Origin of the sequence: Kitasatospora sp. NPDC058046, assembly GCF_042885595.1 — a bacterium.
In the GTDB taxonomy this organism is placed as follows: Bacteria; Actinomycetota; Actinomycetes; order Streptomycetales; family Streptomycetaceae; genus Kitasatospora.
In genome coordinates, this window is record NZ_JBHVRS010000005.1 from 392,030 (window position 1) to 404,756 (window position 12,727).

A 12,727-nucleotide genomic window follows, 5' to 3' on the forward strand; every position below is an offset into this window, starting at 1 on the left:
GACGCGGCGGGAGCCCGGGGTGTCGACCCCGGGCTCCCGCCGTCGTTGCCGGGCTCCCGCCGCCGCTACCGGGCGGCGTCCGCGGACCCCACGCTGACCAGCCCGGTCTCGTACGCCGCGACCACCACCTGGGCCCGGTCCCGCAGGCCCAGCTTGCCGAGGATCCGGGCCACGTGCGTCTTCACCGTCGCCTCGGACAGCCCCAGCCGGGCGGCGAGTTCGGCGTTGCTGAGGCCGCGGGCGAGCAGCGCCATCACCTCCAGCTCGCGCGGGGTGAGCGTGCCCAGCTCCCGGTGCGGGGCGATGGCGGCGGCGCCCGGGTCGTCCGGGCGGGCGAAGCGCTCGACCAGGCGGCGGGTGATCGCCGGGGCGAGCAGCGCGTCCCCGGTGCGGACCAGCCGGACGGCGGCCGCCAGGTGCTCCGGGGTGACGTCCTTCAGCAGGAAGCCGCTGGCCCCGGCGGCCATCGCCGCGTAGACGTAGTGGTCGAGGTCGAAGGTGGTCAGCATGATGATCCGGGGCGGCTGCCGCGCCCCGTCCGCCAGGATCCGGCGGGCGGCCTCCAGCCCGTCCAGGCCGGGCATCCGGATGTCCAGCAGCACCACGTCCGGCCTGGTGCGCCGGACGGCGGCGACGGCCTGTTCGCCGTCCTCGGCCTCGGCCACCACGTCGATGCCCTCCGACTCCAGGATCAGCCGGAACCCGGTGCGGACCAGGGCCTGGTCGTCGGCGACCACCACCCGCAGCGGCTGCTCGTTCATGAACTCTCCAGGGGGACAAGGGCCTTGACGCGGTAGCCGCCGCGCGGCCGGGGGCCCGTGTGCAGGGTGCCGCCGTAGACGGCGAGGCGTTCGCGCAGGCCGAGCAGGCCGCGTCCGTTGCCGGTGGCGGCGGCGCCGGTGGGGCGGCCGCCGGTGTCGGTGACCTCGACCAGCAGCCGGTCGGGGGCGTACTCGACGGTCACCGCGGCGTCGGCGCCGGACGCGTGCTTGACGGTGTTGGTGAGCGCCTCCTGGACCACCCGGTAGGCGGCCAGCTCGACCCCGGGCGGGACGGGCCGGCGCTCGCCGCGGACGGTCAGCTCGACCGGCAGCCCGGCCTGCCGGACGCCGTGGACCAGCGCCTCCAGGCGGCCGAGGCCCGGCTGCGGGCTGAGGTCGGCCTCGGCGGCCGGGTCGCCGGCGCTCTCCGAGTCGATGGTCAACAGGCCCATCACGTGCCGCAGTTCGGTCATCGCCGCGCGCCCGCCGGACTCCACCGCGGCCATCGCCTCGCGGGCCTTGTCCGGGGCGGTGTCCAGGATCTTGCGGGCCGCCCCGGCCTGGATCGTCATCATGCTCACGTTGTGGGTGACGACGTCGTGCAACTCCCGGGCGATCCGGGCCCGTTCGAGCTCCACCGCGCGCTCCAGCGCGGCCAGCTGCCCGCGCTCCAGGGCGGAGAGCCGCTCCCGCCCCTCGTCCACCCGGCGGCGCCACATCCGCAGTTCGTAGGCGACCGCGAACACCGGCACCAGGACCAGGACGGCCATCACCCCGTTGGGGAAGTGCGGCAGCTTGGCCGCGGCGAAGAGCACCACGAGGGCGGCGGTCGCGGCCGGCAGGCTCAGCAGCAGGGCCGTCGCACGGCGCCCGTACGCGGCGGCGCTGTACGCGGCGACGATCACCGCCACGCCCGCCGCGTACGCGATGTCCTCCGACTCGTGCCGGACCAGCAGCGCGGCGGGCAGGACCACCCAGAGCACCGCCAGCGGGTGGCGCCGGCGCAGCACCAGCGGCAGCGGGACGAGCGGCACCAGCAGCAGCAACAGGCTGTGCCGGTCCGGATGGCCGGGGTTCTGCGCGATGGTCGCGTAGCGCCCGCCGGTGAGCGCGAGGAAGAGGGCCAGGGCCAGGTCGAAGGCCAGGCCGCGCCTGGTCGGCCGGTGCGGCGGCGGTCCGCCCGGGCCGCCGGCCAGCCGGACCGCCGCGCGCAGCCGCCGCACCGTCGGATGGTTGATCACCGGGACATTGTGGGGGCCGCGGGCGCCGGGGGACAGCCCCGCGGGTGGCGGGCGGCGGGTACACCCGGCGACTACGTCGGAAGGATGACGCCGCGCCCGGGTCCGCCGGACGCGGTAGCGATGGTGCGGCGGACGGCTGACGCGGGCGCGGGCCGCCCGTTCGTACCTTCGTCCTCGTCAGCAGGCGGGCAACGACGAGGAGCGGGGACATGAGCGGCGATCCGGTGATCGAACTGAACGGGGTGAGCCGTCACTACGAGGGCGCCCGGGCGGCCCTGGACGGGGTCACGCTGAGCGTGCGGACGGGGGAGTCGGTGGCCGTGCTCGGCCCGTCCGGCAGCGGGAAGTCCACCCTGCTGAACCTGGTCGCCGGGCTGGACCGGCCGAGCGCCGGGACGGTCACCGTGGCCGGGGTGCGGGTGGACCGGCTGGGCGAGGCGGCCTCGGCCCGCTACCGGCGCGGCACGATCGGCATGGTGTTCCAGTTCTTCAACCTGCTGGACGACCTCACCGTGGCCGACAACGTGGTGCTGGCCGGCGAACTGGCCGGCGTCCCGCGTGCCGAGGCCCGGCGCCGGGCCGCCGAACTGCTGGAGAGCCTCGGCATCGACCGGCACGCCCGCGCCCACCCGGGCCGGCTCTCCGGCGGCGAGCGCCAACGCGTCGCGGTGGCACGGGCGTTGATGAACCGGCCGACACTGCTGCTGGCGGACGAGCCGACCGGGGCGCTGGACTCGGCCTCGGGCGAGGACGTCAAGGAGCTGTTCCGGGAACTGCACGAGGACGGGCAGACCGTCCTGCTCGTCACCCACGACCTGGCCCTGGCCGAGGACTGCGCCACCCGCACCGTGCGGATGCGGGACGGCCGGGTCGAGGCGGACTCGGGTCCGGGGCCGACTTCGGGGCCGGACGTGGCTTCGGGTGCGGCCGCGGCTTCGACTTCGGGTACGGCTCCGGGCCCGGCGGTGACGGCATGAGCGCGCTCGGCAGGGTCGTCCGGGCCGGTGTGCGCAGGCGCCGGACGCAGTCCGTCGCGGTCGGGCTGGCCGCCCTGGTGGCCACCACCTGCTCCGTCCTCGGCGGCTCGCTGCTGGTCGCCTCCCAGGACCCCTTCGACCAGGCCTTCGACCACCAGCACGGCGCCCACCTCACCGCGCGCTTCGACGGCGCCCGGGCGAGCGCCGACCAGCTCGCCGCCACCGCGCACGCCCCCGGGGTGGCGGCCGCCGCCGGGCCGTACCGCACCGTCACCGTCGACCCCGAGCCGGGGCCCGGCCTGGGCATGCCGCCCGGGGTGACGATGGGGCCGATGACCGTCGCCGGGCGTGGCTCGGCCACCGTCGGCGTCGACAACATCACCCTGGTCCAAGGGAGTTGGCCGCAGCAGCCGGGCGAGGTGGTGGTCGACGCCGGATACCACGACCAGCCGAGGGGGCTGGGCGGCAGCCTGCGGGTGCCCGGCCTGCCGGGGGCGCCGACCCTCAAGGTCGTCGGCCTCGCCCGCTCCGTCAGCCGTACCGCCGACGCCTGGGTGACCCCGGAGACCGTCGCCGCCCTCACCGCGCCCGGCAGCACCCCCGGCTACCAGATGCTCTACCGCTTCAGCGACGCCGGCAGCGCCGACGCCATGGCCGCCGACCGGGCCGCCGTCACCGCCGCCGCCCCCGCCGGGGCGCTCACCGGCGCCCAGTCCTGGCTCACCGCCAAACAGGGATCGGACCGCAACACCGCGCTGTTCCTGCCCTTCATGGTCGCCTTCGGCCTGCTCGGCATGGCGATGTCCGTGCTGGTCGCGGGCAATGTGGTGGCCGGCGCGGTCGGCACCGCCACCCGCCGGATCGGCGTGCTCAAGGCGCTCGGCTGTACCCCCGCCCAGGTGGTGCGGGCGTACGTCGCCCAGGCGCTGGTCCCGGCCGCCGTCGGCACCCTGCTCGGGGTCGTCGTGGGCAACGCGCTGACCGTCCCGGTGCTCGCCACCACCGGCTCGCTGTACGGCACCGACACCTCCGGCCTCGCCCCCTGGGTGGACGTCGCGGTGGCCGGCGGCACCCTGGCCGCCGTCGCGCTGGTCGCCTGGGCCGCCGCCGCCGCCCGGGCCGGCCGGCTGCGCACGGTGGACGCGCTCGCCGTCGGCCGGACCGCGGGCGGCACCCGGCGGGACGTCCTGGCCGCCCGCGCCGCCGCGGTGGCCGCCCGGCTGCCGCTGCCCAGGCCGCTCAGCTTCGGCCTCGCCCAGCCCTTCGCCCGCCCGGCCCGCGCGGCCGGAATGCTCGCGGCGGTGCTGTTCGGCACGGCGGCGGCCGTCTTCGCGGTGGGCATGGGCGGGACGATGAGCTGGGTGCAGGAGGCGAAGACCCGCGACGCGGGGGACGTCGCGGTGCACCCGGTCCGGCCGGACGGCCCGCCCGGAACGGCGCCGGCCAGTCCCGTCCCGGCCAACCGGGCCGTGGTCACCGCCGCGCTGGACGCCCAGCCGGGCACCGCCGGGTACCTCGGCAACGGCACCGAGGACGTCACCGTCCCCGGGGTGGCCGGCGCCACCACGGTGACCGCCTTCGACGGCGACTCCTCCCGGGCGGGCTACAAGATGGTCAGCGGCCGCTGGTACCGGGGCCCGGGCGAGGCCGTCGCCCCGTCCACCTTCCTGACCGAGGCCTCCGTCAACCTCGGAGACCAGGTGACCTTCACGACCCACGGCCGGGCCGTCACCGTCCGGATCGTCGGCGAGGTCTTCGACCCGCACGTGCAGACCAACGAACTGCTCACCGACGCCGGCAGCTACCCGCCCGGAACGGCCCCGACCCCCGACTTCTGGTTCGTCAAGCTGAAGCCGGGCACTGACCGCGCCGGTTACGCCGCCGCCCTCACCGCCGCGCTCGCCCCGGCACACATGACCGCCGACACCGGCGGGCCGCACGGCTCCAGCGGCTCGATCGCCGCCCTGAACTCGCTCACCGCCACGCTCACCCTGCTGCTGCTCGTGGTCGCCGGGCTCGGGGTGTTCAACACCGTCGTCCTGGAGATCCGCGAGCGCACCCGGGACACCGGCGTCGCCAAGGCGCTCGGCATGACCCCGGCCCAGACCGTGGGCGTCGTCCTCGCCTCGGTCCTGCTGACCGGTGCCGTCGGCGGCGCGATCGGCCTGCCGGCGGGGCTGCTGCTGCACGGCCTGACGGTGCCCGCGATGGGCCACAGCGCCGGGCTGAACTTCCCGCCCGCCGCGCTGGACGTCTTCGGCACCCCGGCGCTGGTCCTGCTCGGCCTCGGCGGCGTGCCGATCGCCCTGCTCGGCGCGCTGCTCCCGGCCGTACGGGCGGCGCGGGCGCGCACCGTGGACGCGCTACGGGCGGAGTGACGGCGGGGGCCGTACGGGACCGGACGCCCGGTCCCGTACGGCCCCGGCGCGGCTCAGGAGGCCCCCGCGCGGCTCAGAAGGCCCCGTGCCGTTCAGGAGGCCCCGGCGTCGTCCGCCTTCTGCTCGGCCGCCCGGACCCGCTCGGCGAACTCGCGCGCGTCGATCCGCTCGACCGAGGCCCCGTGCCGGGCGGCCAGCTCGTCCGCCGGGGCGGGCGAGGACTCCCGGAGCTCCACGGCGAGCAGCGCCCCGCCGTCCGGCACCCGGGGCGAGAGCATGATCAGCCCGGCGCCGCCCTCGCTCGCCTGGTGCTCCTCGGCCGCGTTGCCGAGCGCCGCGCCGGCCGCGAAGCCCAGCAGCACGCCGACCGGCCCGCCGAGCAGCCCGATCAGGCCGCCCAGCACACCCGAGCCGACGGTCGCCACCCCCGCGCCCCGGGTGAAGGTGTCCGCGACCTCCAGCAGCCCGTCGGCGCTGCGCTCCATCGCCGCCACCATCCGCAGGCCCGGCAGGTGCTGCGCCTCGTCGAAGGCCGGGCGCCAGGCGGCGGCGTCGGGGAAGGTCAGCAGGACGACGTTGTGCTGGTCGCTCATCGCGCTCCGATCGGGCCGGGGCCGGAGGTGGCCGGGCTTCCATCGTGACCCCCGGTGCGGGGCGCTGCCACCCCGGCGGCCTCAGCGCGGTTCGTCCGCCGGGTGGTTGAACACCGGCCCGAGGTCCGGCGGGAGGTGGTCGACGAGCAGGGCGACGGCCTCCTCCGGGGTGGCGGGCGTGCCGAGCACCCCGGCGCCGCCCTGGCCGCGGACCTGGTAGCCGCCGCCGTCCAGCGGAACGGCGAACGGCACGCCCGCGGCGGTCCACGGGGCCGAGGTCGACAGGCTGAAGTGCAGGTCGTGGTGGCTGGTCCAGGGGAAGAGCCGGCCCAGCCGGGGCTCGGCGCGGGCGGCCTTCAGCAGCCGCACCAGGCCGTCGTGGCAGCTGCCGGGGCCGTGCCCGATGTCCTGCTGGAGCCATTCCCAGGACAGGACGATCCCCTCCCAGCGGGCCTCCACCGCGGCCTCGGGACCGATCGCGCGGGCGGCGGCGACGTCCGGCAGGACGGGCTTGGGCAGGACGTCCCTCTGATCATCTGATCGCATGGTGAGCAGTCTGCCCCAGTGCTGCCCGGAACGGAGAGGATCGTCGAGTCGGGGCGGCTTCGCCGGTCGAACGTCAGTCAGTCCGAGGCATCCTGTCGGTCGATCAGATCATCGAGGCGGATTCCGTACACCGGGCTGTCGCTGCCGTCGCCGCAGGCTACCCGGCCGCGCCGCGCAGGCGGCGCCAGGTGCGGCCGACGGAGGCGAGCCCGGGGCGGCCGTCGGCGGGGGTGGCGGACTCCCAGGTGCGGGCGGCCTCGGTGAGGGTTTCCGCGGGTCCGGCCGGGGCTGCCGGGGCGTGGGGGGTGCCGGTCCGGGCGGCGCGGGCGGCGCGCAGGAGGTCCTCCGGTCCGAGCGCGTCGAGCCTCGTCCGGGCGTGGGCGAGCAGGGCGGCGCAGGCGTCGGTGATCGCGGGCTCGCCGAGCGGGCGGGCGGGCAGGCCGAGGCCTTCGGCCAACTGCCCTTCCAGGGCGGTGCGCAGGTCCTGGACGGAGAGGTCGCGGACGGTCAGCGACAGGTGGGCGGACAGGCCCCCGGCGCCGACCGCCCGGTGGGCGAAGCCGCGCGGGATGTAGAGCACGCCGCCGGGTTCCAGGACGCCGTGCAGGCGCAGCGGGGAGCGCTCGTCCTCGGGGAGTTCGCCGAGCCGCCAGTCCGCGGTCGTCGGCGCGTCGTGGACGTACCAGGTCTTGCGTCCGGCGGCCTGGAGGACGAACACGTCGGCGTCGTCGCGGTGCACGGCGAGGCCCTGGGCGCCGGCCGGGGTGACGAAGAAGAAGGCCTCCACCCGCCGGTCGAGTTCCTCGGACAGTCGGGCCACCAGTTCGCCGGTCGGGCGGTGCCACTGGTCGACGCAGCGCAGCAGCAGGGTCGCCCCGCGGCGCAGCTGGGCGAGCACCTTCGCGCGGTCCGCGAAGCCGTGGTGCGCCGTGCCGTTGACGGTGCGCGAGGTGGTGAAGGCCTCCGGCGGGATGGTCACCTTGTCAGAGCGGACCATCTCCAGGTAGGGCGTGCGCAGCAGCCCGCCGTCGAAGGCGGCGTCGAGTTCGTCGAGGTCGAAGGGCGAGGCGGGCGTGGCGGGCGCGGCGGGCGCCTCCGGGGCCTTCCGGGGGAAGAGCGCGGGCTCGCGCTGCCACTGGCGGCCGGTGAAGCCGTCGACGTCGCCGACCCAGTCGGCCAGTGTGGGCGATTCCATGGTGTGTCCCGTGGTGTCAGGGGTCTTCCGGGGCGGCGGGGGTGTTCCGGAGGCGGCGCCGGGGCGTCAGGCCCGGACCCGCGCCTCGAACCGTACGGCGAGCAGCGAGCGCAGCGGCACCTGCGCGTCCTGCCGCGGGCTGTGGACGACCAGCCGGTTGTCCAGGGCCGCGGTCAGCAGCTGCTCGGCCAGCGGCACGATCAGGTGCTTGGCCCAGCAGCGGGCGCCGTCGAAGCCGAAGGGCATGAACCCGGGTGTCTTCTCCGGGTCCGCGACGCCGTCCCAGCGCTCGGGGCGGAAGTCCAGCGGGTCGGACCAGTAGTCGGGGTGGCGGTGCATCAGCAGCGGGAAGAGCGCGACGTCGTCCTCGGGCCGGATCTCGGGGTGGAGTTCGGTGTAGGCCGCGCCGCCGTTGCGGTAGAGCATCCAGGCGGGCGGGAGCAGGCGCAGGGTCTCCCAGAGGACGTCGGTGAGCTCGGCGCGGTGCTCCGGCCGGTCCCGTTCCGGGCCCATGAGCCACAGGGCGTTGCCGGCCAGGGCGGCCACGCCGTCGCAGAGGGTCGCCGTCGCCCGCCGGTACATCGCGATGGCCTGCTTGCGTTCCAGCGTCTCGTCGGCGCCGCGGATCAGTCCGGCCAGTTCGGTGCCCCCGTCCTGGTCGGCGGAGCCGGGCCAGGCGGTGACGGCGCGGTCGACGAGCCGGGAGAGGGTGTCGGAGCGGGTGACGCCGCGCTTCGACAGCAGGGAGACCGGCAGCGGGTCGTCGGAGAACAGCCAGCGGCGCAGGTAGGAGGTGCCCGCGTAGGGCCAGGAGCCGGCCATGCCGCGCGCCGGGGGCGGCGGCTTGCGGATGCCCGCCATGGCGTCCTGCCCCAGTGCGCGGATGGTGCGCGTCGCGCTGTCGTGGGGGATGTCGGAGCCGGCGGCGGGCTTGTAGACCGATCGCTCGGTGGAAAGGACGGGGCGGGCCGCGACGATTTCGGCCATCAGCCGGGAGTCCGAGACGCCGACCTTCGACGGGTCGATCCGGAACACCTTCTCGTCCCTGGCCAGCAGCTCCTGAATCCTCGGGGCGAACACGAGGGAACGGCTGCGCGCGGTTGCCGTCGCCATTTCTTCCACGGGAATCCGGCCTCCAATGCGAAATGGCAGGTCAGTGTGTTCGGCGTGGCGCGCGGAGGAATCCCGGACGCGCCGTGGCGCCGGCGGGGGCACGGCCGACCCGGCCCCCGCCAGCGGCTGGACACGTTAGATAACGTGCAGCACCCACGCGTGGTTCGCGAGGTCGTCGTTCTTCTTGAACTTCTTGACGAGCGCCTTGACCATCTTCATGACTAACTCTCCATTCCGGGGATTGGCGGGTGTGGCGAGAATGCCGCACCCGAGCCGTCAGAGATATTCGGCATTCCGTTGCCGGAGGCCGAACCGGTTGATCTGTTCATGGACACTAACCGAAACTTCGCCGCCCGGACACCCCCTCGGCAGAGGAATATGCGATCTCTTACGGGCCGTTGACGGCCTATTCGATGGCCGAATCGTTATAACCCCTGGATATCCCCGGGCGGGGGGGTCGGAACGGGAAAGCGAAAGGGCCCCGCGAAGTCGCGGGGCCCTGCTGCCTGCGGCAGTCGGTCGGTCGTGGGGCGTCGGTGTCAGTTGTAGGTCGTGGTGACCGTGACGCCGCCGAAGCCCTGCTGGGCGTAGAGGCTGAAGAAGACGTAGCCGGCCGGAGGGTTGGTGATGGTCAGGGTCTCACCGTTGCCGCCGGTGGCGGACTTGGCCGTGGAGGAGCCGGTGGTGGCCCAGGAGCCGGCGTTGTAGTAGAGGTCGGCGTTGCCGGTGCCCCCGCTGGTGGTGATGGTCAGCTGCTTCACGCCGGCCGGCAGGTTCAGGAAGCTGTAGCTGTAGTTCCCGGTGGTGGCGGCGACGTTGTCGCGGCGGCAGTTCTTGTCGTACTGCCGGGCGTCGGTGGCGGTGCAGAGCGGGGCCTTGGGCTGCTCGGTGGTGGGCAGCGAGCCGCAGTTGTCGGCGGCGCAGGCCTTGAGCCAGGTGGCGAAGTCGGCGTCGTACGCGGTGCCGATGGTGGTCTTCAGCAGGGTGCGGGCGCCGTTCCAGTCACCGGCGCGGTACTTGGCGAGCAGCGCGTCGACGTCCTGCGGGTGCGACTGGAGCATGTAGCGGACGGCCAGGTAGCCCCAGTTGTAGATCCGGGTGGAGTCCGCGTTGTCGTAGGTGGTGTCGAACAGGGTGCTCAGCGCATAGGTGCCCTTGCCGGCCTGGGCGACCGCGTCGTCGTAGTGGGCGCCGCGGTAGCTGTAGGAGACGTACTCGGCGAGGCCCTCGACCCACCAGATGGTCGGGGTGGTCATGCCGGCCTCGAAGTCGCCGTACATGTCGTAGCGGCCGTCGAGGTAGTGGGTGTACTCGTGGTTGAGGTTCCAGATCTGGAACTGGGGGCGCAGCCAGGAGGCCTCGTGGGCGATGAAGCGGGCCTGGTTGCCGACCGTGGCCGGGTTGCCCTCCTCGTACATGCCGCCGTTGTCGACGTCGATCTTGTACATCTCCCAGGCGTACAGGCTGTAGTTGTAGTAGTCGTCGAAGACGACGACCTCGAGGTTGGTGTTGTTGTCGTTCGGGACCGGGCCGTTGTCCTTGACCACCTTGTGGAAGAACGCGTCCTGGTTGACCAGGCTGGTGCAGGTGTCGGCGAGCTGCTGCGCGGTCATGTCCTGGGCGCGGATGCGCAGGTTGGCGTTGCAGGTGTGGTCGACGGTGAGCACCAGCGGCACGAGCTTGGCCGGGACGTCACAGGTGCCGTAGTAGGAGCAGTTGCCGGCGTCCTTCTTCTCCGTGAACCAGAGCAGGTTCATGGTGAGCGGACCGGTGTTGCCGACCAGCGGGTAGCGGTTGATCAGGTCCTTGACGATCGGCCGGCCCTGGGCGCGCAGCGCGTCGTTGGCGACCAGGTTGCCGAGCTGGATGCCGATCTTGGTGACGGTGTCGCCGCCGTTGAGCTGGCCGCTGTTGCGGGTGACGAAGGACGACACGGTGGTCGCGAAGGTCGGGTCGGCCTGGAGGGCGGAGACGAACTCCGGCAGGTCGAAGCCGCGCTCGATGACGGTCTCGGTGTTGGCCACGGCGGTGGCCATCGTGGCGGGCCAGCTGCCGGTGTAGTCGTTCAGCAGCCGCTTGACGACGCCGGTGTAGCGGGCGTTCTCCTGGGCGCTGTCGATCAGGGTGACGGCCTCGGCGAGGGTGGCACCGTTGGCGTCGGTGGCGTCCTTGCTGTGCGGGGCGGCGTAGAAGGCGTCCAGCGCACCGCGGATGGCGGTCTGGAGGCCGGTGCCGTACGGGCCCACGACGTCCTTGTTGTACCACTGCACGTAGTAGCCGGCCCGCAGGAAGAGCACCAGCTGCCCGGCGGAGGTGGAGTTGTCGCCGGGGTAGGTGGCGGCGGTGTCGCGCAGGGCGTTGGCGACGGTGACCATCTGGGCCTCGTTGAAGGCGCCCTTGGCGTCGTTGCCGGTCAGCGTGAACAGGGTGTTGACGCAGTCGAGACCGGCCCCCTTGACCTGCTGGACCAGCGCGGCACCGGACTTGCCGGTGAAGGCGGAGACGTCGCAGGCGGCGGCGGTGAGCGCCCGTGCCGACCTGGCGGCGCCGACGGTGCTGCCCGCCGTCGGGGCGGTGGCCTTGGCCTGCGGGTCCGAGACCAGCGGACGGGCGTCCTTGGGGGTGTCGGGGGACTTGGGCACCGGGATCGTGCGCGGTGCGGCGGTCTGGCCGGCCGAGGTGGCGGGCTGACCGGCCGGGGCGGCCGCGGGGGCGGCGGCCTGCGCCGCGGGTGCGAACAGGCCGAGCGAGAGGAGGAGGGCGGTGCCGAGCGCAGGGAGTCTGCGCGCGCCGTCCTTCGCTATCGAGGAGGGACGCATCTGTGGGGGCCTCCGGGGCCGTTGAGGGTGGGGGTGGCCGCGCTGCGTGGGGCGCACGGGCCTTGCTGTGTGACATGTAAAATGGCACAACGGCGAACACGGAGGGAAGCCCCGGGAACGGATTGCCGGTCTACGAGACCGAAACGTTGCCGGAGGGGCGCCGGTGCGGCGGAGTGACGGGCCGCCGGGGTGACGGGGCGTACGGGCCGGGCAGGTCGGCCGGGTCGGGCGGGCGGGGCGAGTCGGCTGGGCCGGACGGGTGGTCAGCGGCGGTCATTGTGCCCGACGGGACGTGCGGGAATAAGCAGGAGCCCATGCTTCGTTCTTGCAACTGATACGCAATAGTGTTGTCCCGGCACGATCACCACCGTTCAACCCGCCGAAAGGGGCCGTGTCCTGATGGGCACCTACACGCTTCCCGACCTGCCGTACGACTACTCCGCGCTGGAGCGGGCGATGTCGGCCGAGATCCTGGAGCTGCACCACTCCAAGCACCACGCCGCGTACGTCAAGGGCGCCAACGACACCCTGGACCAGCTGGCCGAGGCCCGCGACAAGGAGCAGTTCGGCGGCCTGGTCGGCCTGCAGAAGACCTTCGCGTTCCACCTGTCGGGCCACGTGCTGCACTCGCTGTTCTGGCAGAACCTCTCGCCCGAGGGCGGCGACCGCCCCGAGGGCGAGCTGGCCGACGCCATCACCGAGCACTTCGGCAGCTTCGACGCCTTCAAGAAGCAGCTCACCACCGCCACCACCGGCGTGCAGGGCTCCGGCTGGGGCATCCTCTCCTGGGAGCCGCTCGGCCAGCGCCTGATCGTCGAGCAGGTCTACGACCACCACGGCAACGTCGGCCAGGGCACCACCCCGCTGCTGGCCTTCGACGCCTGGGAGCACGCCTACTACCTGCAGTACCGCAACGTCCGCCCGGACTACGTCACCCGCCTGTGGGACGTCGTCAACTGGCAGGACGTCTCGGACCGCTTCGCGGCCGTCAAGAGCGCCTGACCCGGTTCGGGTGACGGAGGGCCCCGGACCGGTCGGGCGGTCCGGGGCCCTCCCCTTGCGCCCCAAGGGGCGTCCCGCGCGGGCGGGTTGACGCCGGGCGCG

Annotated in this window: 10 protein-coding genes; 3 read left to right on the forward strand and 7 right to left on the reverse strand. The window is 74.0% G+C overall.

The window, feature by feature from the left end:
* Positions 1-65: 65 nt before the first annotated feature.
* Positions 66-761 (reverse strand): response regulator, encoded by a 696-nt coding sequence (locus tag ACFVU7_RS14030; protein WP_388045173.1) that lies wholly within the window; start codon positions 759-761, stop codon positions 66-68.
* Positions 758-2,002 (reverse strand): sensor histidine kinase, encoded by a 1,245-nt coding sequence (locus tag ACFVU7_RS14035; protein ID WP_388045174.1) that lies wholly within the window; start codon positions 2,000-2,002, stop codon positions 758-760. The genes ACFVU7_RS14030 and ACFVU7_RS14035 overlap by 4 nt, the downstream gene beginning before the upstream one ends.
* A 209-nt stretch (positions 2,003-2,211) precedes the next feature.
* Between ACFVU7_RS14035 and ACFVU7_RS14040 the strand changes: the two genes are divergently transcribed.
* Both ACFVU7_RS14040 and ACFVU7_RS14045 read left to right on the forward strand, forming a co-directional pair.
* Positions 2,212-2,979, forward strand: a complete 768-nt coding sequence (locus tag ACFVU7_RS14040) for an ABC transporter ATP-binding protein (protein ID WP_380745494.1) — start codon at positions 2,212-2,214, stop codon at positions 2,977-2,979.
* A complete protein-coding gene (locus tag ACFVU7_RS14045) occupies positions 2,976-5,357 on the forward strand; it encodes an FtsX-like permease family protein (protein ID WP_388045175.1) in 2,382 nt (793 codons plus the stop codon). The genes ACFVU7_RS14040 and ACFVU7_RS14045 overlap by 4 nt, the downstream gene beginning before the upstream one ends.
* A 92-nt stretch (positions 5,358-5,449) precedes the next feature.
* Here the strand turns inward: ACFVU7_RS14045 and ACFVU7_RS14050 are convergent, their stop codons facing one another.
* From ACFVU7_RS14050 to ACFVU7_RS14070, 5 genes are all read right to left on the reverse strand, one after another.
* Complete coding sequence (locus tag ACFVU7_RS14050; protein WP_388045176.1) at positions 5,450-5,950, reverse strand: histidine kinase; 501 nt, start codon at positions 5,948-5,950, stop codon at positions 5,450-5,452.
* Positions 5,951-6,031: 81 nt separating this feature from the next.
* Positions 6,032-6,496, reverse strand: coding sequence for a DUF6193 family natural product biosynthesis protein (locus ACFVU7_RS14055; protein WP_388045177.1), 465 nt, complete (start codon positions 6,494-6,496; stop codon positions 6,032-6,034).
* A 157-nt stretch (positions 6,497-6,653) separates the two neighbouring features.
* Positions 6,654-7,691 carry a JmjC domain-containing protein gene (locus ACFVU7_RS14060; RefSeq protein ID WP_388045178.1) on the reverse strand — a complete coding sequence of 346 codons (1,038 nt, stop codon included), beginning with the start codon at positions 7,689-7,691 and terminating at the stop codon, positions 6,654-6,656.
* A 66-nt stretch (positions 7,692-7,757) separates the two neighbouring features.
* A complete protein-coding gene (locus tag ACFVU7_RS14065) occupies positions 7,758-8,804 on the reverse strand; it encodes a cytochrome P450 (RefSeq protein ID WP_388045179.1) in 1,047 nt (348 codons plus the stop codon).
* Positions 8,805-9,343: 539 nt separating this feature from the next.
* Positions 9,344-11,623, reverse strand: coding sequence for a M9 family metallopeptidase (locus ACFVU7_RS14070; RefSeq protein WP_388045180.1), 2,280 nt, complete (start codon positions 11,621-11,623; stop codon positions 9,344-9,346).
* A gap of 399 nt (positions 11,624-12,022) precedes the next feature.
* Here ACFVU7_RS14070 and ACFVU7_RS14075 point away from each other — a divergent pair, with 399 nt between their 5' ends.
* Positions 12,023-12,625, forward strand: coding sequence for a superoxide dismutase (locus ACFVU7_RS14075; RefSeq protein ID WP_049649981.1), 603 nt, complete (start codon positions 12,023-12,025; stop codon positions 12,623-12,625).
* Positions 12,626-12,727 lie beyond the last annotated feature (102 nt).